Source organism: Proteus sp. G4415, assembly GCF_963896075.1.
Taxonomy (GTDB): Bacteria; Pseudomonadota; Gammaproteobacteria; order Enterobacterales; family Enterobacteriaceae; genus Proteus; species Proteus mirabilis.
In genome coordinates, this window is record NZ_CAWQOK010000121.1 from 1 (window position 1) to 24,312 (window position 24,312).

The 24,312-nt window shown below is 37.6% G+C and carries 23 protein-coding genes; 11 read left to right on the forward strand and 12 right to left on the reverse strand.

Features of this window, described 5'->3' with window-relative positions:
- Positions 1-26 precede the first annotated feature (26 nt).
- The 4 genes from AACU95_RS13325 to AACU95_RS13340 all read right to left on the reverse strand — a co-directional run bounded on the left by AACU95_RS13325 (position 27) and on the right by AACU95_RS13340 (position 4,523).
- Positions 27-683 (reverse strand): DUF799 domain-containing protein, encoded by a 657-nt coding sequence (locus AACU95_RS13325; protein ID WP_004246797.1) that lies wholly within the window; start codon positions 681-683, stop codon positions 27-29.
- A complete protein-coding gene (locus AACU95_RS13330; RefSeq protein WP_004246796.1) occupies positions 680-1,030 on the reverse strand; it encodes a DUF4810 domain-containing protein in 351 nt (116 codons plus the stop codon). The genes AACU95_RS13325 and AACU95_RS13330 overlap by 4 nt, the downstream gene beginning before the upstream one ends.
- 24 nt (positions 1,031-1,054) lie before the next feature.
- Complete coding sequence (locus AACU95_RS13335; RefSeq protein ID WP_012368537.1) at positions 1,055-1,735, reverse strand: CsgG/HfaB family protein; 681 nt, start codon at positions 1,733-1,735, stop codon at positions 1,055-1,057.
- Between the two features lie 454 nt (positions 1,736-2,189).
- Positions 2,190-4,523: a Tex family protein gene (locus AACU95_RS13340; RefSeq protein WP_004246794.1), complete on the reverse strand. Its 2,334-nt coding sequence runs from the start codon at positions 4,521-4,523 to the stop codon at positions 2,190-2,192.
- Between the two features lie 181 nt (positions 4,524-4,704).
- On the opposite strand from AACU95_RS13340, the gene greB reads away from it, so the two are divergent.
- From greB to AACU95_RS13395, 11 genes are all read left to right on the forward strand, one after another.
- Positions 4,705-5,184, forward strand: coding sequence for a transcription elongation factor GreB (gene greB, locus AACU95_RS13345; protein ID WP_004246793.1), 480 nt, complete (start codon positions 4,705-4,707; stop codon positions 5,182-5,184).
- A gap of 148 nt (positions 5,185-5,332) precedes the next feature.
- On the forward strand, positions 5,333-6,055 hold the full coding sequence (ompR, locus tag AACU95_RS13350) for an osmolarity response regulator transcription factor OmpR (RefSeq protein WP_004246792.1): 723 nt from the start codon (positions 5,333-5,335) through the stop codon (positions 6,053-6,055).
- Positions 6,055-7,395 carry a two-component system sensor histidine kinase EnvZ gene (gene envZ, locus AACU95_RS13355; protein ID WP_012368538.1) on the forward strand — a complete coding sequence of 447 codons (1,341 nt, stop codon included), beginning with the start codon at positions 6,055-6,057 and terminating at the stop codon, positions 7,393-7,395. Before ompR ends, envZ begins: the two co-directional genes overlap by 1 nt.
- A 202-nt stretch (positions 7,396-7,597) precedes the next feature.
- Positions 7,598-8,638: a phosphate ABC transporter substrate-binding protein PstS gene (pstS, locus tag AACU95_RS13360; protein ID WP_004246790.1), complete on the forward strand. Its 1,041-nt coding sequence runs from the start codon at positions 7,598-7,600 to the stop codon at positions 8,636-8,638.
- A gap of 75 nt (positions 8,639-8,713) precedes the next feature.
- Positions 8,714-9,673, forward strand: a complete 960-nt coding sequence (gene pstC / locus AACU95_RS13365) for a phosphate ABC transporter permease PstC (protein ID WP_004246789.1) — start codon at positions 8,714-8,716, stop codon at positions 9,671-9,673.
- Position 9,674: 1 nt separating this feature from the next.
- Entirely contained in the window at positions 9,675-10,577 is a 903-nt protein-coding gene (gene pstA, locus AACU95_RS13370) for a phosphate ABC transporter permease PstA (protein WP_004249075.1), read from the forward strand.
- Between the two features lie 30 nt (positions 10,578-10,607).
- On the forward strand, positions 10,608-11,384 hold the full coding sequence (gene pstB, locus AACU95_RS13375; RefSeq protein WP_004246787.1) for a phosphate ABC transporter ATP-binding protein PstB: 777 nt from the start codon (positions 10,608-10,610) through the stop codon (positions 11,382-11,384).
- A 14-nt stretch (positions 11,385-11,398) separates the two neighbouring features.
- Positions 11,399-12,133, forward strand: coding sequence for a phosphate signaling complex protein PhoU (phoU, locus tag AACU95_RS13380; protein WP_004246786.1), 735 nt, complete (start codon positions 11,399-11,401; stop codon positions 12,131-12,133).
- Positions 12,134-12,336: 203 nt separating this feature from the next.
- Entirely contained in the window at positions 12,337-13,176 is an 840-nt protein-coding gene (locus tag AACU95_RS13385) for an ABC transporter substrate-binding protein (protein ID WP_004249074.1), read from the forward strand.
- 97 nt (positions 13,177-13,273) lie between these two features.
- Positions 13,274-14,011 carry an amino acid ABC transporter permease gene (locus AACU95_RS13390; RefSeq protein ID WP_141192120.1) on the forward strand — a complete coding sequence of 246 codons (738 nt, stop codon included), beginning with the start codon at positions 13,274-13,276 and terminating at the stop codon, positions 14,009-14,011.
- 1 nt (position 14,012) lies between these two features.
- Positions 14,013-14,762 carry an amino acid ABC transporter permease gene (locus AACU95_RS13395; protein WP_004249073.1) on the forward strand — a complete coding sequence of 250 codons (750 nt, stop codon included), beginning with the start codon at positions 14,013-14,015 and terminating at the stop codon, positions 14,760-14,762.
- A gap of 57 nt (positions 14,763-14,819) precedes the next feature.
- Here AACU95_RS13395 and AACU95_RS13400 read toward each other — a convergent pair whose 3' ends face one another.
- Genes AACU95_RS13400 through AACU95_RS13435 form a run of 8 tightly spaced genes read right to left on the reverse strand, consistent with a single transcriptional unit; the run spans position 14,820 to position 24,283 of the window.
- A complete protein-coding gene (locus AACU95_RS13400) occupies positions 14,820-15,830 on the reverse strand; it encodes a hypothetical protein (RefSeq protein WP_004249072.1) in 1,011 nt (336 codons plus the stop codon).
- A 21-nt stretch (positions 15,831-15,851) separates the two neighbouring features.
- Entirely contained in the window at positions 15,852-16,790 is a 939-nt protein-coding gene (locus AACU95_RS13405; RefSeq protein ID WP_004249071.1) for an ACP S-malonyltransferase, read from the reverse strand.
- 11 nt (positions 16,791-16,801) lie between these two features.
- A complete protein-coding gene (locus AACU95_RS13410) occupies positions 16,802-18,109 on the reverse strand; it encodes a hypothetical protein (RefSeq protein ID WP_036908681.1) in 1,308 nt (435 codons plus the stop codon).
- On the reverse strand, positions 18,109-18,777 hold the full coding sequence (locus AACU95_RS13415) for a hypothetical protein (protein WP_161737086.1): 669 nt from the start codon (positions 18,775-18,777) through the stop codon (positions 18,109-18,111). The genes AACU95_RS13410 and AACU95_RS13415 overlap by 1 nt, the downstream gene beginning before the upstream one ends.
- Positions 18,758-19,465: an ATP-binding cassette domain-containing protein gene (locus tag AACU95_RS13420; protein WP_012368543.1), complete on the reverse strand. Its 708-nt coding sequence runs from the start codon at positions 19,463-19,465 to the stop codon at positions 18,758-18,760. Before AACU95_RS13420 ends, AACU95_RS13415 begins: the two co-directional genes overlap by 20 nt.
- An 11-nt stretch (positions 19,466-19,476) precedes the next feature.
- Entirely contained in the window at positions 19,477-20,511 is a 1,035-nt protein-coding gene (locus AACU95_RS13425; RefSeq protein ID WP_049201725.1) for a hypothetical protein, read from the reverse strand.
- Positions 20,508-21,725 (reverse strand): beta-ketoacyl synthase N-terminal-like domain-containing protein, encoded by a 1,218-nt coding sequence (locus AACU95_RS13430; protein ID WP_049213271.1) that lies wholly within the window; start codon positions 21,723-21,725, stop codon positions 20,508-20,510. Before AACU95_RS13430 ends, AACU95_RS13425 begins: the two co-directional genes overlap by 4 nt.
- A complete protein-coding gene (locus tag AACU95_RS13435; RefSeq protein WP_141192181.1) occupies positions 21,722-24,283 on the reverse strand; it encodes a beta-ketoacyl-[acyl-carrier-protein] synthase family protein in 2,562 nt (853 codons plus the stop codon). Before AACU95_RS13435 ends, AACU95_RS13430 begins: the two co-directional genes overlap by 4 nt.
- Positions 24,284-24,312: the final 29 nt, after the last annotated feature.

The window sequence follows — 24,312 nt, forward strand, 5'->3', positions numbered from 1 at the left end:
AAAAGAGTAATCACTATAACAAACTGTTATTGTCCCTCTTTTTCATAGTGGGGAGAGCGAGGACCATATAAGATCCCATTGGCATGTCCAGCAGAGAGTAAACGCACACTTGCTACTCCTGCAATTTCGTGACTTTTATCTGCAATAGTATCAACAATTTGAGTCACTACTGCAGAAACTAACATGCCCACCAAACCATTCGATGCTGTATCCCCTTCTGCACTCGATGCACTGGCATGTCCACTCCACAGTAAGGCACCATTACGTAAATCAACCAATTTAGCACTGGCACTGACACGCGTCTCACTGGCGATCACTTGATAAGAAGTACCATATTGGGTGACATCCAAATAGAGCACAGAATCCGCACCAAAAATCTCACGTAACTTACTAGGACTCACCGCTTGGATATCGCTTCCCGTTGACAAACCATTTTGTTTAAAGGTCTCTTCAACAACGGCGACAGGAAAAACATAATAGCCAGCTTCCGCCAAAGGATAAGTCACTTGAGATAAAAAACTATGGGCAGCTTCTACTTCTGGAGTCTGATTTTTAGGTAACAGCACTAAAATGCTTTTTGGTTTACTTGCTTTAAAGGCGGTATAGTCTGTTTTGACTGGCTCTGCACATCCTGATAACACAAAAGCAAATGCCACAAAAACTAACGTTAAAATGCGATTCATTTTTGTGCTCCCTTATTTTTCATCAGAAAATCCATAAACTTTGCTGATTCAGGATAAAGAGTTTTCTCCTGATCAAACTCACTCATGGCTAAGTCTAATGCGCCAGTGGTCACATATAACATGCCCAAATGTGCATGTAACCCCGGTGGAACGCCTAATGATTTTGCTCGGGCAACCTCGATGCTTTTTTTCAATGCATCGATTTGCGCATGAGGATCACTTTCACTTTGTTGATAATATTGATATACCACCGTTTGATAACTATCCCAGTTATAAAGAGGCTTTGGCGCTTGGCACCCAACCAATAACAACGAGGCAAATAGCAACCCCAGCAATGATTTTGACATTTTTATATCCTTATAAAATTGGGGTTACTGCTCAGGCTGCCAAGCATGACTTTCAATCCCTGCAACTAAATTATTCACCGCTTCACGAATGGCTAAATCAAGCACTTTACCATTAAGTGTTGAGTCATAACTTGCTGTGCCACCAAAACCAACAATCTCACGATTAGAAAGCTCGTATTCCCCCGCACCTTGTGTAGAGAACACCACTTCAGAGGTATTCACATTCACAACATTTAAGTTCACTTTGGCATAAGCAACTTGGGTTTTTCCACGTCCTAAGATACCAAATAGTTGGCGATCACCTACTTCTTTGCGACCAAACTCTGTCACATCACCAGTAATAACGTAAGTTGCGCCTTTTAATTGCTGACTTTGGCCTTTAATCTTCGCTTCTTGTGTTAACTCCGTTAAGTTAGCGCGATCTAAAACATTAAAACGGCCTGTTTGTTGTAAATGTGTAATTAAAATCGTTTTAGATTGATTACCCAATCTATCCACACCATCAGAAAAAATACCATTCATGTAATTAGAACGGTTATCAAACTTACCAATAGCAATGGCACTCTTAGGTCCTGAGTAAGTCGTATTATAGGTAGCCACTTTAGCAACCTCTAAAGAGCGAGAAGATTCTGAGGCACAACCTGCTAGTAATGAAGCAGAAAGTAAAACTACCCCTAATGATAATTTATTAAATGTCATTTTCATCATCCAATATCGGTGAAATAAACCTATCGTCATTGATTTTTTGTTGTGCAAATCCTATAACGAACAATAAAATAAGATAAATTTTAATTTACGTTTCTATTTTACCCGCCATTAAACCATAACAGTAGTAAGGTTAATAATGGGATCAACTTATTTTTAATATAAAATTAATCACCCATAGGGAAAATAGAAAAATGTTGATAAAAGAAACAACAAATGAATATAAAGATAAAATACGTTATATTCTATCTATTATATTAGCAATATACCTTAAGTTAGATAAAAGCAGACTCAGACAAAAGACTAAAAGTATATTTTATATTAACAAAATAATTTAATTGCTGATTACTTTTGCCTTTTTATTCACCAAACCATAGATTGAGTGAATAGTTATGAAACGTGAAGTAATAAAATTTATTACTTCACGTTGAGATTGATGGCTACCTGTAAGATATTAGCGTTTTTTACCAAATGCTGCGGCCAATGCATCGCTCATCGCACTATTACCTGCATTGTTACCCGTATTTGATTGGCGGTTTCTGGTCGGTTTTTGCCCGCGACTATGTTTAGAAGCATTATCCTTAGTCACTGACTGGCGTTTATGATCACTATCAGCAGCCACTTCATCTAAACGCATGGTTAACGCAATACGTTTACGCGGTAAATCGACTTCAAGGACTTTTACTTTCACAATATCGCCGGTTTTTACCACAGTATGGGGATCTTCAACAAATTTATCCGACAGTGATGAAATATGCACTAACCCATCTTGGTGTACCCCAATATCCACAAAGGCACCAAAATTAGTCACATTAGTTACAGTACCTTCCAATATCATACCACTGACTAAATCATTCATTGTTTCAACACCTTCGGCAAAGGTGGCTGTTTTAAACTCAGGACGAGGATCACGCCCCGGTTTAGCAAGCTCCTTTAAGATGTCATTAATGGTAGGTAAACCGAACTGCTCGGTGACAAATTCTCTGGCATTGATTTGTGAAAGTAATGCACTATTGCCCATGACTTGATCAATTTTTTGATGTATTGATTGCAAGATATTTTCAACAATAGGATAGGCTTCAGGGTGAACCGTTGAGGCATCAAGTGGATTTTTACCATCACGAATACGTAAAAATCCCGCACACTGCTCAAAAGCTTTAGGCCCTAAGCGCGCCACTTTGAGTAACTGTTTTCTATCCACAAAACGGCCATTTTCATCACGCCAAGCAATAATATTTTGAGCAATAGATTGGCTAAGCCCCGCCACTCGCGTCAATAGCGGTACAGAGGCTGTATTTAAATCAACACCGACACCATTTACACAGTCTTCAACAACAGTATCTAATTTTTTTGCCAATAATGTTTGGCTCACATCATGCTGATATTGACCCACCCCGATAGATTTAGGGTCAATTTTTACCAATTCCGCCAATGGATCTTGTAAGCGACGAGCGATAGAAACAGCGCCACGAAGAGAAACATCCAGATCCGGAAATTCTTTCGCAGCCAGCTCTGATGCCGAATAAACCGATGCCCCGGCTTCGCTCACGATCACTTTTTGTGCTTTAACTTCTGGGTAGCGTTTTACTGTATCAGCAAAAAAGCGCTCTGTTTCACGTGATGCAGTACCGTTACCAATCGCCACTAATTCTACATTATGCTTAATACATAATGCCGCTACACTAGCAGCGGCTTTATCCGCTTGTCCGGTATGAGGATAAATAGTATCTGTCGCAATCAGCTTACCGGTACTATCCACCACCGCGACTTTAACCCCAGTACGTAAACCAGGATCTAGCCCCATCGTAGCTCGCATACCTGCAGGTGCGGCCATTAAGAGATCTTTTAGGTTACGTGCAAACACATTAATGGCTTCATCTTCCGCTTTCTCACGTAACTGACCCATTAACTCAGTTTCAAGATGCATTAACACTTTTATACGCCAAGTCCAACTGACAACGGCTTTACGCCAACTGTCCGCAGGTTGATTATTAAGACGTAAACCTAAATGCTCCGTAATCAACTGTTCGCCATAGCTCTCTTTGGGGGCTTCTTCGAATTGTGGATCAGGATTAAGTGATAACTGCAAAATACCTTCATTACGACCACGAAACATCGCTAATGCACGGTGAGAAGGTACATGAGCAATCGGCTCATGAGTATCAAAATAATCGCTAAATTTAGCGCCTTCTGCTTCTTTTCCGTCAACAACTTTGCTAACAAGATGCGCATTTTTCCATAAATATTGGCGAACTTTAGCTAATAATCCAGCATCTTCTGCAAAACGTTCCATTAAGATATAGCGAGCCCCATCTAAGGCTGCTTTACTATCATCTATTCCTTTTTCAGGGTTGATATATGCACTTGCTGCGTCTTCAGGAGTATGTTGTGGTTCATTCCATAACAAATCAGCTAATGGCTCTAAGCCATTTTCAATTGCAATTTGCCCACGAGTACGACGTTTCGGTTTATAAGGAAGGTAGAGATCTTCAAGTTCTGTTTTACTTTGCGTCTCATTAATCGAAGAGCGTAATTCTTCTGTGAGTTTCCCCTGCTCTTCAATTGATTTTAAAATAGTTTGGCGACGATCATTGAGTTCCCGTAAGTAACTCAGGCGGGTTTCCAATTGACGAAGCTGAGTATCATCTAACCCACCAGTTACCTCTTTTCGGTAACGGGCCACAAAAGGCACCGTATTCCCTTCATCCAGTAACGTAATGGCCGAAAGTACTTGCTGGGGCTTTACTGATAGCTCTTGTGCAATAATTCGGCTTAATGATTCATTCATAATATATTTACCTACCGAGAGGAGTGGTTAAAAAAGATGGCTATTATACACGCGCAATAAGAAAAAAATTCCGCTTATTATAGGCCAAGCATGACATTTATGAGGAAAATAACAGATTATTCTGTGATTCGCGCTATAGTATCTGTATGAAATTCAATGTTGATGATCGTATTTATTGGTAATGGCAAAAAGTAACTATATTACTCGTGATGGCTGGCATGCCTTGGATAAAGAGCTAAAATATCTTTGGAAAGAAGAGCGTCCTCGCGTCACTCAATCGGTCTCTGAAGCAGCGGCTCAAGGTGACCGTTCGGAAAATGCTGAATATATCTATGGTAAAAAAAGATTACGTGAAATAGACCGACGAGTTCGTTTTTTATCCAAACGTCTTGATGAATTAAAAATTGTTGACCCAGATCCTCGTCAAGAAGGAAAAGTGTATTTTGGCGCTTGGGTAACCCTTGAAGACGATGATGAAAACATTAAGACATTTAGACTAGTCGGCCCTGATGAATTTGACCCAGCAAAACAGTGGATTTCTATTGATTCCCCTGTCGCGAGAGCGCTGATCGGTAAAAAAGTGGATGATGAAGTTAGCGTGCAAACGCCAGGTGGCATCGTTAATTACTGCGTATTATCTATCAAATATTATTCGGAATAAGATAAATAAATAGTGTGATATTCTAAGATACAAAGTCAGAACAAGTTTTGCCTATAAATCATTAATATTTATTCTTTGTTTTTGGTTTAATATTCTTATCAATGATAGAATTCGCTAATAAAAGCATTTGCACTTCGGGAGCTTAAAGATGCAAGACAGTTATAAAGTGCTGATTGTGGATGATGATTTACGTCTACGTTCACTATTAGAGCGCTATTTGACAGAGCAGGGTTTTCAAATCCGCACCGCGGCAAACTCCGATCAAATGGATCGTTTACTTACTCGCGAATCTATCCATCTTATTGTCCTCGACTTAATGCTTCCTGGCGAAGATGGCTTATCTATTTGTCGTCGCTTGAGAAGCCAAAACAATCCTATCCCTATTATTATGGTGACTGCCAAAGGGGAAGAAGTTGACAGAATTGTCGGACTTGAAATTGGTGCTGATGATTATATCTCAAAACCATTTAACCCAAGAGAGCTATTAGCCCGTATTCGTGCGGTGCTTCGTCGCCAAGCCAATGAACTACCGGGAGCACCTTCACAAGACAATGCGATTGTCTCATTTGGTAAATTTAAGCTTAACCTCGGTACGCGGGAAATGTTCCACGAAGATCAACATATGCCTTTGACCAGTGGTGAATTTGCCGTATTAAAAGTCCTTGTTTCACATCCCCGAGAGCCATTATCACGTGATAAATTAATGAGTCTGGCGCGAGGTCGTGAATATAGTGCGATGGAGCGTTCTATTGATGTGCAAATTTCTCGTTTACGTCGCATGATTGAAGAAGATCCCACTCATCCTCGCTATATTCAAACGGTTTGGGGACTGGGTTATGTCTTTGTACCTGATGGAACGAGCGTATCATAATGAGAAGGCTGAGGCTTTCACCCCACAATAAGCTCACTCGCTCTCTATTTCTGGTTATCTCATTACTTTTTTTTAGCTTGATAGCCAGTTATGTTGTTGTACAGCATCTTATTGTCGGGCCAAGCCTCCAGCAATTTAATAAAGTATTAGCGTATGAAATTCGTACGCTAGTACCGGAAGAACTGATCTTAGTCGATGGCACCCCACTTAAAATTTCTCCCGCTCTACGTAATAAAATTTACAACGAGTTAGGTATCTCATTTTTTGATAAAGACGCCGCTTTAAAAGCCGGTTTAGAGTGGGCAAGAGAAGATTTAGAACTTAGCCAGCAGATGACGGATTATCTCAATAGTGATACGACGATTTGGCTAGAAAACACCCTAGAGTATCCTATTTTATGGATTAATACCCAACTCTCACCCACGCTATGGATACGCGTACCACTTACCGAATTAGGGCAAAATTTCTTATTACCCGTTTATCGGCAAGCCATTATTTTTATCATCATCGTAGTAGCATTTTTCTGGTTATATAACCGTTTTCAAAATCGTCCATTGCATGAAGTTGAATATGCAGCACGACGCATTGGTAAAGGGGTGATCCCTCCGCCAATACCTGAATCTGGCACTGCTGAAATGCGTTCAATTATTCGAGCATTTAATCAAATGTCATCAGATATTCGCTCATTAGATAATGATAGAACACTGGTGATGGCAGGGGTAAGCCATGATTTACGCACTCCGTTAACGCGTATTCGTCTTGCTACAGAAATGATGAGTCCTGAAGATAGTTATCTTGCTGATTCTATCAATAAAGATATTGAAGATTGCGATGCCATTATCGGTCAATTTTTAGACTATATGCGCACAGGCAAAGAGATGTCTTTAGAATTATGTGATATGAATGGTCTATTGCGTGAAGTGATCTGCGCTGAATCTAACTCAGGCAAAGTCAGCGAAGAGCATTTATACCCTTATCCTATCAATATCACAGCAAACCCAATTGCCGTCAAACGGGCGCTTACCAATATGATTGTTAATGCCACACGCTACGGACATGGTTGGATAAGCATCACAAGTAATCAAAATGAAGAATATGCTTGGTTTCAAGTTGAAGACGATGGTCCAGGCATTGCCAAAGAAGATAGACAACGTTTATTCCAACCCTTTGTTCAAGGGGAACAAGCACGAAGTTCAACCGGTGCGGGTTTAGGTCTATCTATTATTCGTCGGATCATGGATGCCCATGGTGGCTTTGTCGAACTCGGCGATAGCACGAAAGGCGGGTTACTTATCCGTGCCAACTTTCCGTTAAAAGTGCAAGAAGACGAAGATGATTAATATCCTCACTTTTTAACGTTAACGCCCTTCTTATTTTTTCTCACCTGTTTTTATGCATTATTTTCACTCTTTTTCTGCTTTGTCATAAAACTGTCACAATTAAGACATTTAATTGTCATCTAACTGACCTATTGTCTGTGCGTACCGTAACCGAAGTTGATAGATGTCGAAAAGTTATTCTACCTATCCCACAGGAGGGATTATGAAACTGATGCGTACCACCCTGACCAGTGTCATTGCCGCTGCACTTTCAATGACGGCTCTTTCTGCACAGGCAACGACCTCACTGACTGGTGCTGGCGCAACGTTCCCTGCTCCAGTTTATGCAAAATGGGCAGATAGCTATCAAAAAGAAACTGGCAACAAAGTTAACTACCAAGGCATAGGCTCTTCTGGTGGTGTAAAACAGATCATTGCTAATACTGTCGATTTTGGTGCTTCTGATGCACCATTAGCTGATGAAAAACTCAAGGCTGACGGTTTATTCCAATTTCCAACTGTCATCGGTGGTGTGGTGATGGCAGTCAATATCTCAGGTATTAAATCCGGTGAGCTTGTCTTAGACGGTGAGACTATCGGGAATATCTACTTAGGCAAGATCCAAAAATGGAATGATCCTGCTATAGCTAAACTAAATCCAAAACTCAATCTACCTGACCAAAACATTGCTGTTGTTCGTCGTGCTGATGGTTCAGGCACATCATTCGTTTTTACTAGCTACTTATCTAAAGTAAATAGCGCATGGAAAGATGAAGTAGGCGCAGGCTCTACCGTTAAATGGCCTACAGGCTTAGGTGGTAAGGGAAATGATGGCATCGCAGCCTTTGTTCAACGTCTACCAGGCTCAATTGGTTATGTTGAATACGCTTACGCAAAACAAAACAATCTTGCATATACTCAATTAGTCACTGCAGATGGCGAAGTTATTCCTCCTACTGCCGATAGTTTTAGCGCAGCAGCGAGAAAAATTGATTGGAGTAAGAGCTTTGCACAAGACCTAACGAATCAAAAAGGCGAAAATGCCTGGCCAATTACTTCTACTACCTTCATTTTAGTGCATCAAACGCAAAAAGATGCGGCTAAAGGAAAAGAAGTACTGAATTTCTTTAACTGGGCATATGAAAAAGGCAATGATGAAGCGAAAAATCTTGATTACGCCGTATTGCCAAAAGAAGTGGTAGAACAAATTCGTGCCGCTTGGAAAACAAGCATCAAAGACAGTAATGGTAAACCAATTTACTAACCAAAGGGTTACCATTAAAAAATAGATTAACGTTCACCCCCTGCAACACAGGGGGTAATAAATTAAAGAGGCTTTATGGCCGAGCATACAACGGTAATAAAGGCCCCGAGTAAACGAGGGGACGTTATTTTTAGCGCACTAGTTCGACTAGCTGCGTTAATTACACTTTTGCTTTTAGCAGGTATCATTGTTTCACTGATTTTCGCCTCATGGCCAAGTATTCAACAATTTGGTCTGTCATTCTTGTGGACGAAAGAGTGGGATCCACCCGCACAGGAATTCGGTGCTTTAGTACCAATTTACGGTACTGTCGTTACCTCAATTATTGCCCTGATCATTGCGGTTCCGGTGAGTTTTGGTATTGCACTCTTTTTAACAGAACTGGCACCCAATTGGCTAAAGCGCCCATTGGGTATCGCTATTGAGTTATTAGCCGCTATTCCAAGTATCGTTTATGGTATGTGGGGACTATTTATCTTTGCGCCGCTCTTTGCCACATACTTCCAAGAGCCTGTTGGCAACGTGCTCTCATCAGTCCCTATTGTCGGTGAGTTATTCTCTGGTCCTGCGTTTGGTATCGGTATATTAGCAGCAGGGGTTATCCTCGCAATTATGATCATCCCTTATATCGCGTCTGTAATGCGTGATGTATTCGAACAGACCCCGGTGATGATGAAAGAATCCGCTTACGGTATCGGCTGTACCACATGGGAAGTGATTTGGAATATCGTTTTACCTTATACCCGAAACGGTGTGATAGGTGGTGTGATGCTTGGATTAGGTCGTGCGCTCGGGGAAACTATGGCAGTGACCTTTATTATTGGTAACACCTACCAGTTAGACTCTGCATCACTCTTTATGCCGGGCAATAGTATTACCTCTGCATTAGCCAACGAATTTGCCGAAGCAGAAACAGGTCTTCATACCGCTGCATTAATGGAATTAGGTCTGATTTTATTTGTCATTACCTTTATCGTCCTTGCGATTTCTAAGTTTATGACACTACGTTTATCTAAGAATGAAGGAGCACGTTAAGATGGCTAAAACATCCTCTTCTTCATTACAAGTTCAAACAGAAAAAGAACTGCATATACGCCATAAACGCCAACTTTGGCGTCGTCAAAAAAACCGTATCGCACTGTTTTTATCTGTCTCTACCATGGCATTTGGTCTGTTCTGGTTAATGTGGATCTTGTTTTCTACAGTAACCAAAGGCTTTGATGGCATGTCTTGGGCCTTATTCACAGAAATGACGCCGCCCCCTAACACCGATGGTGGCGGATTAGCTAACGCCATTGTGGGTAGTGGTCTACTTATTTTATGGGCGACGGTCATTGGTACTCCTTTGGGGATCTTAGCGGGTATCTACCTTGCTGAGTATGGGCGTCGTTCATGGTTAGCGGAAGTCATACGCTTTATCAACGATATTTTATTATCAGCCCCATCGATTGTTGTTGGACTGTTTGTGTATACCATTGTGGTGGCACAAATGCAGCACTTCTCTGGTTGGGCGGGTATTGTGGCATTAGCGTTATTACAAATACCTATTGTTATTCGCACCACGGAAAATATGTTGAAGTTAGTCCCTGATAGCTTACGGGAAGCGGCTTATGCATTAGGGACGCCCAAGTGGAAGATGATCGCTAAAATCACGTTAAAAGCCTCCGTATCGGGTATTATCACGGGCGTATTATTAGCGATTGCGCGTATTGCGGGTGAAACAGCACCACTGCTATTTACTTCACTATCTAACCAATTCTGGAGCACAGATCTAAACGAACCGATAGCCAACTTACCTGTGACTATCTTTAAATTCGCCATGAGCCCTTTCTCACAATGGCAAGAGCTTGCTTGGGCTGGCGTATTACTGATCACCCTCTGTGTTCTATTTATCAATATTATCGCGCGCGTGCTGTTTGCTAAAAATAAGCATGGCTAACGCAGAAAGTTAAGCAAGAGAGAACGTTGAATGACTATGGCTAATGATAACGCTGGAAACAAAATCCAAGTTCGTGACTTGAACTTCTACTATGGTAAGTTCCATGCGCTGAAAAATATCTCATTAGATATTGCCAAAAATAAAGTAACGGCATTTATCGGCCCTTCTGGCTGTGGTAAATCCACTTTACTGCGTACTTTTAATAAAATGTATGAGCTTTATGGCGAACAGCGTGCTGAAGGTGAAATCTTGTTAGATGGCAACAATATTCTGACAGATAAACAAGATATTGCGCTATTACGCGCAAAAGTAGGCATGGTATTCCAAAAACCTACACCATTTCCAATGTCGATTTATGACAATATCGCTTTTGGTGTACGCTTATTTGAAAAACTGTCTCGTGCTGAAATGGACGAACGCGTTCAGTGGGCGCTGACCAAAGCCGCATTATGGAATGAAACCAAAGATAAATTACATCAAAGTGGCTATAGTCTTTCTGGGGGACAGCAGCAACGTTTATGTATCGCACGCGGTATTGCTATCCGTCCTGAAGTATTATTACTGGATGAGCCATGCTCTGCACTCGATCCTATCTCTACAGGTCGTATTGAAGAGCTTATCAGTGAACTAAAATCCGAATATACCGTGGTGATCGTCACCCACAATATGCAGCAAGCTGCACGTTGTTCTGATTACACTGCATTTATGTATTTGGGTGAATTAATCGAGTTCAGTGATACGGATACATTATTTACTCGTCCAGCGAAGAAGCAAACTGAAGATTACATCACTGGGCGTTATGGCTGATAACGAGGCAAATCATGGATAATTTAAACCACAATAAACATATTTCTGGTCAATTTAACGCTGAGTTAGAGCATATCCGTACAGAACTGATGGTCATGGGTGGCTTAGTTGAAGAGCAATTAAAAAAAGCCATTACCGCAATGCATAACCAAGACCAAGCATTAGCCAATGAAGTGATTGAAGGTGATCAAAAAGTCAATATGATGGAGGTTGCCATTGATGATGCCTGTATGCGTATCATTGCCAAACGTCAGCCCACCGCCAGTGATTTACGCCTTATTATGGCGATTTCTAAAACTATCGCCGAATTAGAGCGTATTGGTGATGTGGCAGAAAAAATCTGTAAAACGGCCCTTGAGAAATTTTCACATCAACATCAACCACTGCTAGTAAGTTTAGAGTCCTTAGGCCAACATGCGATACAAATGCTCCATGATGTTCTTGATGCTTTCGCTCGTATGGACTTAGAAGAAGCTATTCGAGTCTATCGTGAAGATGCAAAAATTGATAACGAATATGAAGGTATTGTTCGTCAATTAATGACTTATATGATGGAAGATCCTCGCACTATCCCGAGCGTACTGACGGCATTATTCTGTGCTCGTTCTATCGAACGTATTGGCGATCGTTGCCAGAATATCTGTGAGTTTATCTTCTACTACGTCAAGGGTCATGACTTCCGTCATTTAGGGGGTGACCAAGTAGAAAGAATGCTGACAAAAAATGATGATAGTCATTCTGCTAATTAAATAATTTATTCACTCTCTTTACTCTCTGAAACAGAGGCATTATTTGCCTCTGTTTTTTTATTTATGTTTATAAAGTCGCTATCTCTCCTTAACTTATTCTATAAAAGCATATCCATATCATTTTTTATTATTTTATGAACTTAGAACAACTTGATAGCGTGATAGGCAACATAACAATGAGAATACTTTTTTTGGGGTGAATAATGAAATTACGTGTTTTGGCAACGGCATTAATTGCTGGCTCAGTACTTTTTTCTGGTCTGGCTAAAGCCGATAAATTAGACGATATAAAACAGGCAGGTGTGGTACGCATTGCTATTTTTGATAGTAACCCACCGTTTGGTTTTATCGATCCACAAACCAAAAAATTGGCAGGTTATGATGCAGATATTGCGAATGAAATTGCCAAAGATCTCGGGGTTAAATTGGAATTACGTCCAACTAACCCAGCTAACCGTATCCCACTACTTAGCGCCAAAAAAGTTGATTTAATTGCCGCCAACTTCACCATTACCGAAGAGCGAGCAAAACAAGTCGATTTCTCTGTACCTTATTTTGCTACTGGACAGAAATTTATCGCGCGCAAAGGCGTATTAACCAGCCCAGAGCAAATTGCGTCATTACGCATTGGGGCTGACAAAGGCACCGTACAGGAAATTACCCTACGTGAACGCTATCCTGAAACTAAAGTCATCTCCTATGACGATACCCCTCTTGCGTTTGCCGCATTACGCAATGGCAATGTACAAGCGATAACCCAAGATGATGCTAAATTAGTAGGGTTATTAGCTAATTTACCTGAAAAAATCAAAGCTGATTTTGAAATATCACCCTTTAGTATTACACGAGAATATCAAGCCGTTGCCGCAGCTAAAGGTGAACAGCGTTTAATTAACGAGATTAATAACACGCTATTAAGATTAGAGAAAGAAGGCAAAGCAGACGAAATTTATAATCGTTGGTTTGGCCCAGATACTAAGTCCGCTCAACCTCGTGGTGACTTTAAGTTTGCCCCACTTTCTGAGCAAGCGCCTCAATCCTAATGGTAGAGCAAATAACGATTTAATTCATCGCGATGATTTATTGATAAAACACCAACCCCGCTACTGCGGGGTTTGGCGTCTGCAATAGGTAATAATTATGTTTGCGCAGTTTCTTTCTCACTATCTTCTTGAGCCTCACTACTTAAGTTGGCTGTGGCAAGGTTTTTTAATCACCTTGCTTATCTCTTTCTGGACTATCATTATTGCCACATTACTAGGTTTTCTTCTCAGTGCTGCCTATGATAGCCATATCGCGCCATTACGTTGGTGTGCGGTCATTTATACTTCACTCTTTCGTAATACCCCATTATTGGTTCAGCTCTTCTTTTGGTATTTTGCTTCTGGTGAACTATTGCCACAAACGGCCATGATATGGCTTAACACCCCACATGAACTTTCTTTATTTGGCTTAACGCTCTCTTGGCCCTCTTTTGAATTTTTAGCCGGTATTATTGGGCTTACCTTTTACTCTGTACCTTTTATTGCCCAAGAGCTAAGAGCAGGAATACAGGGAGTCAGACAAGGCCAAAAATATGCAGCTTTAGCGTTAGGATTAACCCACTGGCAATCCATGCGTTATGTCATTTTACCGCAAGCTTTTCGTATCGCCCTTCCGCCATTGTTGGGTCAATATATGAATATTATCAAAAACTCCTCTCTCACTATGGCCATAGGTGTCGCAGAGCTTTCTTATGCTTCAAGGCAAGTTGAAACTGAATCATTACGTACTTTTGAAGCGTTCGGCGTCGCCACCATACTGTATATCGCTGCCATTGCATTAATGGAAGCTTGGGGGCAATGGCATCAGCAACGAAAATTAGCGCAAGGATATTAATATGGACTTTACTGTTATTGCTGATAATTGGCAGTATCTACTTTTTGGCGCGTATCCTGATGGGCCATTAGAAGGTGCGGCTTTAACTATATTTATTAGTGTGATCGCCGGTATTGTATCTATTATATTAGGGACGCTTGGGGGGATCGCTCTCGCCATGCTTAAAGGGGTATGGGTTAACTTATTTGCCGCTTTTTTAGGTTTTTTCCGTGCTATTCCGGTCATTATGCTGATTTTTTGGCTCTATTTTCTATTACCCGTGGTATTAGGAATGGAAATTCCTGAGATAACCACTGTGATCTGTGCTCTAGCACTTATTACCTCCTCTTATATCGCTCATGGTGTTAAAGCCGGTATTCTCGCTATTGGCAAAGGGCAATGGCAAGCAGGTTTATCATTAGGATTTAATCGCTGGCAGACGCTTTGGTATATCGTGTTACCACAAGCATTACGTATGATGGTGCCCTCTTTTATCAATCAATGGATAGCCTTAATTAAAGATACTTCCCTCGCTTATGTTGTAGGTGTCGGTGAACTCTCATTCTTAGCAACACAAGTTAATAATCGCAGCATGGTGTACCCGATGGAAGTTTTTTTATTTGTTGCCTTTATTTACTTTGTGCTCTGTTTTTCATTAGAGTTAATTGCCAACCGAGTGGGGAAATTATTTACCACCCAAAAAGAAAAACGCTCTTTTTGGCAATATGTTATCCCTAATAAAAAGCCTTCACTGAGTGAAAAAATTATTTAACTTATTCATCCCCTAATAATATTGATTAGGGGATTAAATAATAACCATCACAATGTCTTACTCCTTAAAATTTTTTAGTGCTTTTAAACGTAAGATCATATCAAATGCTAATATAAATTCCTGATAGAGTTTATTTCTCCGCTCAATAAAATAGAGATAAATAACTAAAGATAAACTCACCGAATAAATTAAAAAGAAATTTTCTTTTATATTCAGCAAATAGAATAATAAACAGAGTAACAATGTACCTAAAGGGATCAAAATCAGAAACCATAATATACGGCAAAACAGGCCTCTTTTTTTTACCTCAGCAAAATCTTCTTCAAAGCTATAACAGATAATCATCCCCATTAGGTAATTAATTTTACTCGCCTTCGATAAAAAAAGCATAACAAACAGAACACTATATAAAAGAATGATTAATGCAACAATAAACTCAATATTAAGATAACCTTGCTCTAACGAGAAAGCAGTACTGTTCTGGAGCGGAAAAACAATAGGAAAATTAACAAGTAAACTTAAAAAAACCTCATTAACAATAAGATAGGATATGTTAAATTTTTTCTTCTCACGGCTATATAAAGAAAAGTTATTCAAATAATGAATTGAACAACTGACATAAAACTTGATCAAAAAATACATAAAAAACCATATCATTAATGGTGACAAGAAAAAACCAAGAAAAATAATAATATATATTTGGCTATCAAAAACAATCTCGATTAAATAAGAGGTAACAAGAAATATTATTATAACCCCAATTATATAGCTTAACGAAAAAACAGTAAAATAACGTGATATTATCGTCCTTTTTGTCTCGCTTTTATTATTATTTTTTAAATAAAACTTTTCAGAAAAGAGACAGTATCGCCAATATATTCGCTCATTCATCATTGCACTGAGTAAAATGACAATAAAAATAGCAAAGTTACCCATAAATAATAACCAAAAACTTAACTCATTATAATTATTAATAAAGCATAAACTTAATACTATCGAGGCGATATAAATAGGTGTTAGCATAGTATAATGATGCGCTTGCATATAATAATGATAATTAGGCAACATAATTGCTCCTATATAAGATAATTAAATATAATCATTAACATGCAATATATTTTTATCTTTTAGCGTATATGAATTTTTCGCTAAATAATACAATGACTTGCTATCACCAAGTTCAATAAAATTGTGATAGCCTAAATGACACCATAGCGCCATAGTTGCTGTCCATCTTACGGTTTCTGTGAGTTGATTAACTAAATTCTGTTTAATTGTCTCAATATCGCTAACAATCTCAGCAGAAACATTCATCACTAGGGGTTTATCTGGGATTGAAAAAGGGATTGTCTGTAAAAAGTGAGCAAGTAAATTTTTCCCTTCGCTCATCAATTCAGTGTGCCAAGCACCATTAACGGCTAATTTATTCGTTTCTATTTTCATATTAGCTAATTGATTAACAACCTTACGTACACTTGCATACTCCCCCCCAATAACTTGGTGAAGTTCACTGTTATCACAGCAAATATTCACCTTTGTGGCGAGATCTTGCTGGTCAATCAATGTTGATAACGTCTGATAAGAGCAATTTTTAACAACATACATTACCCCTTTGTTATTCTTAGCGAGCTGTTGCATGATAGATGCGCGATAACTAATTAACTTAAAGACAGATTCAAGTTCCAGTACGTTCGCCGCAAATAACGCTGAATATTCTCCAGCGCTGTGCCCTGAATAACCCGCCTCATTCACACAACAATGCTCACGCAGTAAATAAAGAGAAGCAATATTGATAGTTGTTAACGCCACTTGCTGATAACAGGTTTGTACCAATTTATTCATGGGCCCTTTTAAACAAACAGTCCTTACATCGAACCCTGCTATTTCACTCGCACAATTCCATACTTCTTTTATTGATGGAACGTCACGATATACCCTATTTCCCATACCTAAATAAGGCCTACCCTGACCTGGAAAAAATAAAATGCTCTCTTGATTTTGGTGATACTTTTTCTCTCTCAATGGCATAGACCATACTCCTAAATAGTAATATTATTTTTTTGATATTTTTGTAAATAGTGGCTAACTTTAAAAATAGAGTTACACGAAGCGATTGTTGCGGAAAAAAATAATAATAGAGGGATTTTAAACATAGCATCATATTGCCATAGCCAAGGGAGCATTAATGAATAGCTATTATTATCAGATAAAGAAATATTGATTTGTTTCAAATTAATCAACCAAGATAATAGCTGATGAGTTAATAATATCGTTATAGAAATTGTTATAGTCATAAAAATAGCCAATAAAATAAATAATCGAGAAAAACTACCTCGCCAAATACCTAATCGATTAAATTCGAACAGATCACCAATAGCTTTTTTGATAGTGATGATAATGATTTTATTCACTAAAAAATAATAATAAATAGCAATAATGCTATACAATAATAGCATTGACCACTTAAAGAATGTCACAATAGAAATAATATAACTTTGTCTCTCAATAACAGGGATCACTTGCAAATTTAAAGATTTTTCTTTATTAATCCTTGTTATTTTAGCTATTACGCTATCAATATCATGCACATTTTTTAATAGAATATTTATTTTTGAGACACTTTTACTTTTTTTTATATATTGTAGTGTTTCTAATGGAATTTTGATCATGGCATAAGGATAACTATTTATTTGTGTGTTAAAAATACCACGTACATAAGTTGGTAATACCATTTTTTCATTATTATGAATAAATACAACATTAACTAAATCCCCATAGTTTATATTTATAGCATCAGCAATAAACTTATCTATCGTGATTTCTGTTCTTCTGACATGAGACAATTCACTCCCTGAAACAGTTAGATCGTATGCTCCTATGGTTAATAATGACTTAGGCTCGATGGCTAGGCCAGAAAACAATGCTGTTTTTTTATTGATAACATTTTCTATCATGCCTGAAAAAATAATTTGTGGTGAAATTACCTGAATTTTTTCTAATAACTGCTTATCATAAGTTAATAAATGGATGATTTCTTCAGCATTGGTTATTTCCAAATAATCTTTCTTATTAGTAATATCCTGTTTATTATCTGTTTTATAAATTTCGATATGCCCTAAATTGGAATATGCTACTTGCTCTTTGAGCAGTAGCGTGAGGTGATGATAAAAACCCTCCAAAATCGAGATGGCGACACAGAGTAAAACGATAAAACATAAATTTCGATAAAAATGGCTAAGGGTTATATAAAGTAACCCTAATGTGTATTTGATATAAAACCAAGATAATGAACTAGAAAGTAATCCTATCAAAATAAATATTGAGATGAATATAATAATATTTTCCATTAATCACTCTCTAATGTTATTGGTTGAATAACCGCGGTCTTTTCAATAGATAACCAAGGAGGAACACTAGTGAAACTATATCGAGCAATTTTTTTACTCGCTTCATTTTCTTGAAGTAATTGAGCCATGATCTTTTTTGCTTGTGTCACTTGCTCACAACTAAATAATGCACGCGCATACATATAGTTAATCATGGGTATAAGTTCACTATTGATATTAATATTCTCAAGTAATTGCTGACTGTCTTTTTTAGCCACCACACAGCGCCCTAAATAACGAGGTGTAAAAGCATCCATTCTTAATCTTAGATAGATCAACCGCCAATTAGTTGGATTTTGTTCAACAACTTCATCAAGATAAAAAAAGGCCTTTTTTATTGTCTGTGCAGCCTGAGAATAAGCTTTATTTTTATGATAATAAGCGGATAAAAATACACTGACATAACCATAAATGACTTTATCAAATGGATAATCACCTTGTTTTATACTGTATTCTAACTCTGAAATTAATGAGGTCAATTTATCACTGGCAGTAAATGTATTCAGTGATATAAATAATAAAAAACGTTTATCACTATTTTTAATGTCTATTTTACTCTCTACTTGCGAGAGCAATAGAGAAATTATTATTAAAATAATACCGATAAAATTAAGTTTTCTCCCCATCATATAACTCTCCATGTTTAAGCGTTATAATTTTATCTACAGTCATGTTTAGATGATTACAATTAGTGATTAATAATATTGGTATAGATAAATCTTTATGTACTTGTGATAATAATTGGATAAAATAATCAAAGTTATTCTGACTGAAACAATCATTATTATAATTAGCAATGATACACTTAGGTTTTTTCACTAAAGCTCTGCTAAAGGCAACCTTTAGCAATTGATCTGTTGATAACGATTTTGGGGTTTTATTATAGAGTTTCTCTATGCCCATAGATTTAAGTGTATTTATAATATTATTCTTTAGCTTTTTTTTATCTTTATGATCGACTACTGAATAATAAATATTATCAAATACATTACAATGATTAAAAAAGTAATTTTCTTTGAAAACAAAACCGATCATTCTATTCCTTAATAAAGCTCGCTGCTTTTCATCTAGAATATTTATATAATTACCTAAAAAATAAGTATAACCAGCATATTGAATATCAACTCCTGAAATAATATCAATCAATGCATTCTTTTCATTCTCTTGTTGATATTTTATTAATGTAAAATGCTCATTATTAATATCGAATGTGAGATTTTTAAAAATTATTTCAGCGTTACTTTTATCATGATTAAATTTATTAATATTTGTTAGTGAAAATAGTGCTAATTGGCGTGCTTTTGTTATTCCATACATAAAATACCTTATTATTGTTTCCAACAATCAACCAGCCAAACACCATTTTCTCCATCAAACGCACTCAAAAGGTAATGAGAGGCACTATCTGCTGCTTTTTGTAAATGATCGAACATAAGAGCCGGTGTGATAAACCCACTATCACCATAAAGACGATTTAAAAAATAGCAATTAAGATTAACAGGTAATGCTGTGAATGCGGTTTCAAGCATAGAAATATATTTATAAGTCAGTAACGCAGTTATATAAATTGAACCCGTCTGTTTATTAATACAACGGTGCCAATTTTTAACTAATTGCTTTATTGCATTTTTTCTATTTTGACTCATAGAAAAATAATGATTGATAGAAATCAAAATATCTGAACACTGTTTTTTATTGATAATAATGCAGGCGACTCTTTCAATACTATTTATATTTTCCAAAGAGTTAGGCTTGAAAAAAAGGGTTATCGGTTGTCTTTCTATTTCACTAAAAGATAAAATTGGTACAGCCCGAAAACCACCACAAATAAATATATTATCAAGTAAATCACTATTAATAAGTTTTTGTGCTAATAATAGTGCCGACATCATACCATTACGTTCACCTCTTATTTTGCAAGAGAAATTTTTTATACTGTATTTTTTTATGATATTTCTAGGAATAATATTAAGAGTAAACACATCCCTTAAACTATCTATCTGTTCGAAAGCAGTTAGCTCTCCCCATGCATCAATATAAATCAGTCCATTTCGCTCTTTTTTTAAGAGGAATTGTGATTTTGTATCTAATTGACCAACAGCATGATCGACCACATGCTCTATTGCAGATAGGTAAGGACGACAATTTGTTTTTCTTATTCCTTCACGTAGATACATATCATGATTGACCCCATAGCGTTGAAAACTCCAACTTTTTCCTGCGCTTTTTTTACCCGCTAAACGTAACATATGAGATTCCCATACGTTATACCATGAAGGAATAAAAGGGATCAGTGGCTCCTGTGGCTCAAAAAAAGCATAAGCGGCTAAATTAATAGCACCAGTGGGTAATAATCGCCTCATCCTTGCTCTCCATTTGCGATTAATAACATGGCAATAATAGAGCCATCCATACCTAAGCCGATTTTTAAAATAGGTTTAGCGCTATAGTTCACACACTCTTGATTAGTGAGGAAATTAACCTCCATTCCATCATCTATTGGATAATGTGTAGTCGAGGGGATCAATCGATTATTTTTTAATGAATCAGCTATAATCATTAAATCAATAATACCAGAGCAATTAGAAATATAACCTATCTGCCCTTTATAGCTAATAATAGGGATGGGTTGTTTAAATATGTTAGTAATAGCTACCGTCTCAGCTTTATCACTAATAATCGAACCGTTACCATGAATAAAAATAGCACCAATATCACTTGGTAAATAATGACTAAGTTCGAGAAGCTGAGAAATCACTTTTGATATCGTATAAAAGTTAAATAATGTGCCTCCCATTGTCCGTTCAGCATTACTTTGCATAAAAACGGAATGATAGATATAAGCAGGTGCAAGATATTGTCTCGAGTTTATCTGTTGTTGGCTTTCTAAAATCATCACGGCATAACCATCTGATAAGGTGACCCCATCACTGTATTTACTCAAAGGTTGAGCGTGCGCTTCAACTAACATGCCTTGGCTATCCATAAAGGCTATATCTTGTAAAAGTAAGCTATTCCACGACAATACTATTACAATATCCGCCATATCTTGGCTTATTTCATTATGTCCTATATGCACAGCCATTAACGCAGAATTACTAGCACAATAGATAGGAATAGGTGGGAAATCTAACTGATATTCAGCCCACAATTTATTCGCTAATTCATCCTGTGCAAAAGAGGCTGCATGGAGTGATTTTATCTGTGGAGAATATTGAACGTCTTCGGCATCGTTTTTATCATAAAACCCTTGGTAATCCATAAAATCAGCTCTAGGCCCGTGACCTGCAAGATACATTATGGTACGTGAAGCGCGAAGCTTTTCTAGGGTGATATTAGCCCGTTTTAAACTGTTATGAATTAATCGCGTTAATATTTCAAAATGATCATTGGGAATATTTTGATAGGGGATCACCGCCGGATTATGATTAAATTTAAAATATTCTACAAAATAATCATCAGAGAAGTATTTCTCTGTTTTAATTGTTCTTTTTAATAAGAGTTGTTCAGAAAGTTGTTCAAAATTTACTATTGAAGGTAAATTAAGTTCCCATCCACTTATCGCAACATTTTTCATAACGGTTTCCTGATGATAATTGCATAGTGGTTACATCCTTCTGATGAACCAAGAACTAAAGCAGTTTCTATCTGCTTATTAATCGGTTGGGTAACAAAATGAATATCATCAGCTATAAAACTTTTTGTATAAGGAATAGGTATTATCGTGTTGCTTTGCATCATATGAATCACTAAAGAGATCGCCAATATCCCAGCGCATGATTCAACTAAACCAAAAAAGGCATTGTAATTAACTACTGGTACATGATTTGCCGCTTGATAAAATAGTTGCCGAATCGCACGGATTTCAACTTCATCATTCTCTTTATTACCATCACTGGTACCACAGATAATATCAATATCTTGGCAACTGAGTTGCGCCTCAGATAATGCTTGTTGGATAGCCTTACATAAGGCGGCCACTCTATCAGTAATATTTTCGTCTACTAAAAAAGTATTATCATTCGCTTTACCGTAGCCAATAATTTCAGCATAAATTTTAGCGCCTCGTTGCTTGGCATACTCTTTATCTTCAAGAAATAACATCCCTGCCCCTTCTCCGGGGATATAGCCGGCACTTGCATTAGAATAAACCTGATAATCTGTCGCATTCTTGGTCAGATTAACTTTCTTACTCATCGCTTGAAAATAGAGTGAAATAGAACTGAAGTGCTCATCTGCCCCTCCGACAATTACCTGAGGTTGTAGATCTTGCCTGATAATTTCATAACCATAAGTTAACGCTCCTAATGCAGCATTAACCCCTGTTGCCAATGTCGTGGTATAACCTTTTATTCCCTCTGTGATGGCACAAAATGTCGGTACTGCATTCATTAAAGTACCAGGAAATTCTGATGTTCTTACTTTTTGCGGATCAGGAATTAAACTTTGTAAATAACGATTAACGGTACTTTGTGGCCCTTTTGACATTCCAACAATAAAACCTAAGTTATCACCATCACGTTTAATTTTGCGTCCAGCATTAGCAAGTGCTTCATTTAAAGCGAATAAGGCATAAGTCCCGCTAGGAATAGCTTTTCTTGGATCATAATAACGTAATGTTTTTTTCGGATTAACGTCAGTGATAGCATGATAACAGGCGTTATTTTTTAAGCGATGATCAATGTCGAGATCAAAATAAGGATGTCCTAACGATTGCTCAAAATCATTATCTTTTATGACAACAGACATCAAGTTGTCGATATCTTTCTGCACATCACTCGCAAATACGATAGGTTTTAATGTACCTGTTTTATCTCCTGCCGAAATCGCTGTTATTATCTCCATTACATTATTGCCAATAGACGTAATCGCCCCCACCCCGGTAATAACCACTTTTTTAGCTTTATATTCCGTCGGTGTTTTATCTGTAATATAAGGGCTTGCGATAATAGAGCAGTTATTTCCTCCAAAAGCATAATTATTCTTCATAAAAAATTTTACTTTTTTATCTTGAAAGAAATTCGGTACATAATTTAAATCACAGCTATGCCTTGGCTGAGTGAAATTTAATGTGGGGGGAAGTTTGTCTTCTGCTAAACAAATAAAACACGCGATGATTTCAACAATACCTGCAGCACCAATATTATGACCAACATAAGATTTTGTTGAACTTAATGGGATATGATAAATATTAGGAAACACTTTTTTCATCGACATGGTTTCAATGCGATCATTTGCTTCAGTACCTGTACCATGCACATTTATATAATCAATATCATTAGGAGTAATACCCGCATTATCCAGTGCTTTATACATAACTTGCACCGCACCATTTCCTCGAGGATCAGGGCTAGTTTCATGATAAGCATCACAAGATGTCGCGTAAGAGACAATTTCACCATATATTGTCGCACCACGTTCAACCGCATGTTGATAATCTTCTAATACTAACGCCCCAGCACCTTCACCAATAGACATACCAGGAGTACCTGAAAATGGGGAAGTTGGTGTTGTTTTCATCACATTAAGGGCATAAAAACCCGCAAAGGTAGGAAGATAAATGGGTTCTGTTCCGGCCGCTAGCACAACAGGATTTTTGCCATTTTGGATATAATCATACCCCATACCTATCGCGTTAGGGCTTGCGGTACAGGCCGTCGCCACTAATTCAAGGCCACCACGTAAGCCAAGTAGACTTGATACACTCGAACAGCATGATGAAAACCCACCGGATAAAATGGCTTTTTTTATCGAAAAATCATCAATATGTTGTTCAAATAATGGCAGAAAGGCTTCCGTTCCTGCCGAAGAGACGCCCACGATCATCGCGGTATTATCTAAAATAGACTGATTATCTATTAAGTTTGCTTGTTGTAATGCCTCATTGCAGACTCGATATGCCCATAATGCCGCATTATCTAGTGATCGAGCTATATGCTGCGGTATATCTGAATAATCTAATGCCATCTCAATCTCAGATGCATTGGCATTTTTAAACCATTTTAAATAGCGTTGGCTTGGCTTAATATTACATTGTCTATTAAAAAGAACCTGTTTAAATTGAGGCACATCTTTAGCTAAAGATGATAAAACCCCCATTCCGGTTATTACAACCCGACGGCGTCTACTATTCATGTTAATTCCTATATAATATTTATTACGTT

What these genes read in the sequence shown, in the direction of transcription:
- AACU95_RS13325 (WP_004246797.1), bottom strand. Translation starts at nt 683, where the DNA reads ATGAATCGCATTTTAACGTTAGTTTTTGTGGCATTTGCTTTTGTGTTA.
- AACU95_RS13330 (WP_004246796.1), bottom strand. Translation starts at nt 1,030, where the DNA reads ATGTCAAAATCATTGCTGGGGTTGCTATTTGCCTCGTTGTTATTGGTT.
- AACU95_RS13335 (WP_012368537.1), bottom strand. Translation starts at nt 1,735, where the DNA reads ATGAAAATGACATTTAATAAATTATCATTAGGGGTAGTTTTACTTTCT.
- AACU95_RS13340 (WP_004246794.1), bottom strand. Translation starts at nt 4,523, where the DNA reads ATGAATGAATCATTAAGCCGAATTATTGCACAAGAGCTATCAGTAAAG.
- greB (WP_004246793.1), top strand. Translation starts at nt 4,705, where the DNA reads ATGGCAAAAAGTAACTATATTACTCGTGATGGCTGGCATGCCTTGGAT.
- ompR (WP_004246792.1), top strand. Translation starts at nt 5,333, where the DNA reads ATGCAAGACAGTTATAAAGTGCTGATTGTGGATGATGATTTACGTCTA.
- envZ (WP_012368538.1), top strand. Translation starts at nt 6,055, where the DNA reads ATGAGAAGGCTGAGGCTTTCACCCCACAATAAGCTCACTCGCTCTCTA.
- pstS (WP_004246790.1), top strand. Translation starts at nt 7,598, where the DNA reads ATGAAACTGATGCGTACCACCCTGACCAGTGTCATTGCCGCTGCACTT.
- pstC (WP_004246789.1), top strand. Translation starts at nt 8,714, where the DNA reads ATGGCCGAGCATACAACGGTAATAAAGGCCCCGAGTAAACGAGGGGAC.
- pstA (WP_004249075.1), top strand. Translation starts at nt 9,675, where the DNA reads ATGGCTAAAACATCCTCTTCTTCATTACAAGTTCAAACAGAAAAAGAA.
- pstB (WP_004246787.1), top strand. Translation starts at nt 10,608, where the DNA reads ATGACTATGGCTAATGATAACGCTGGAAACAAAATCCAAGTTCGTGAC.
- phoU (WP_004246786.1), top strand. Translation starts at nt 11,399, where the DNA reads ATGGATAATTTAAACCACAATAAACATATTTCTGGTCAATTTAACGCT.
- AACU95_RS13385 (WP_004249074.1), top strand. Translation starts at nt 12,337, where the DNA reads ATGAAATTACGTGTTTTGGCAACGGCATTAATTGCTGGCTCAGTACTT.
- AACU95_RS13390 (WP_141192120.1), top strand. Translation starts at nt 13,274, where the DNA reads ATGTTTGCGCAGTTTCTTTCTCACTATCTTCTTGAGCCTCACTACTTA.
- AACU95_RS13395 (WP_004249073.1), top strand. Translation starts at nt 14,013, where the DNA reads ATGGACTTTACTGTTATTGCTGATAATTGGCAGTATCTACTTTTTGGC.
- AACU95_RS13400 (WP_004249072.1), bottom strand. Translation starts at nt 15,830, where the DNA reads ATGTTGCCTAATTATCATTATTATATGCAAGCGCATCATTATACTATG.
- AACU95_RS13405 (WP_004249071.1), bottom strand. Translation starts at nt 16,790, where the DNA reads ATGCCATTGAGAGAGAAAAAGTATCACCAAAATCAAGAGAGCATTTTA.
- AACU95_RS13410 (WP_036908681.1), bottom strand. Translation starts at nt 18,109, where the DNA reads ATGGAAAATATTATTATATTCATCTCAATATTTATTTTGATAGGATTA.
- AACU95_RS13415 (WP_161737086.1), bottom strand. Translation starts at nt 18,777, where the DNA reads ATGATGGGGAGAAAACTTAATTTTATCGGTATTATTTTAATAATAATT.
- AACU95_RS13420 (WP_012368543.1), bottom strand. Translation starts at nt 19,465, where the DNA reads ATGTATGGAATAACAAAAGCACGCCAATTAGCACTATTTTCACTAACA.
- AACU95_RS13425 (WP_049201725.1), bottom strand. Translation starts at nt 20,511, where the DNA reads ATGAGGCGATTATTACCCACTGGTGCTATTAATTTAGCCGCTTATGCT.
- AACU95_RS13430 (WP_049213271.1), bottom strand. Translation starts at nt 21,725, where the DNA reads ATGAAAAATGTTGCGATAAGTGGATGGGAACTTAATTTACCTTCAATA.
- AACU95_RS13435 (WP_141192181.1), bottom strand. Translation starts at nt 24,283, where the DNA reads ATGAATAGTAGACGCCGTCGGGTTGTAATAACCGGAATGGGGGTTTTA.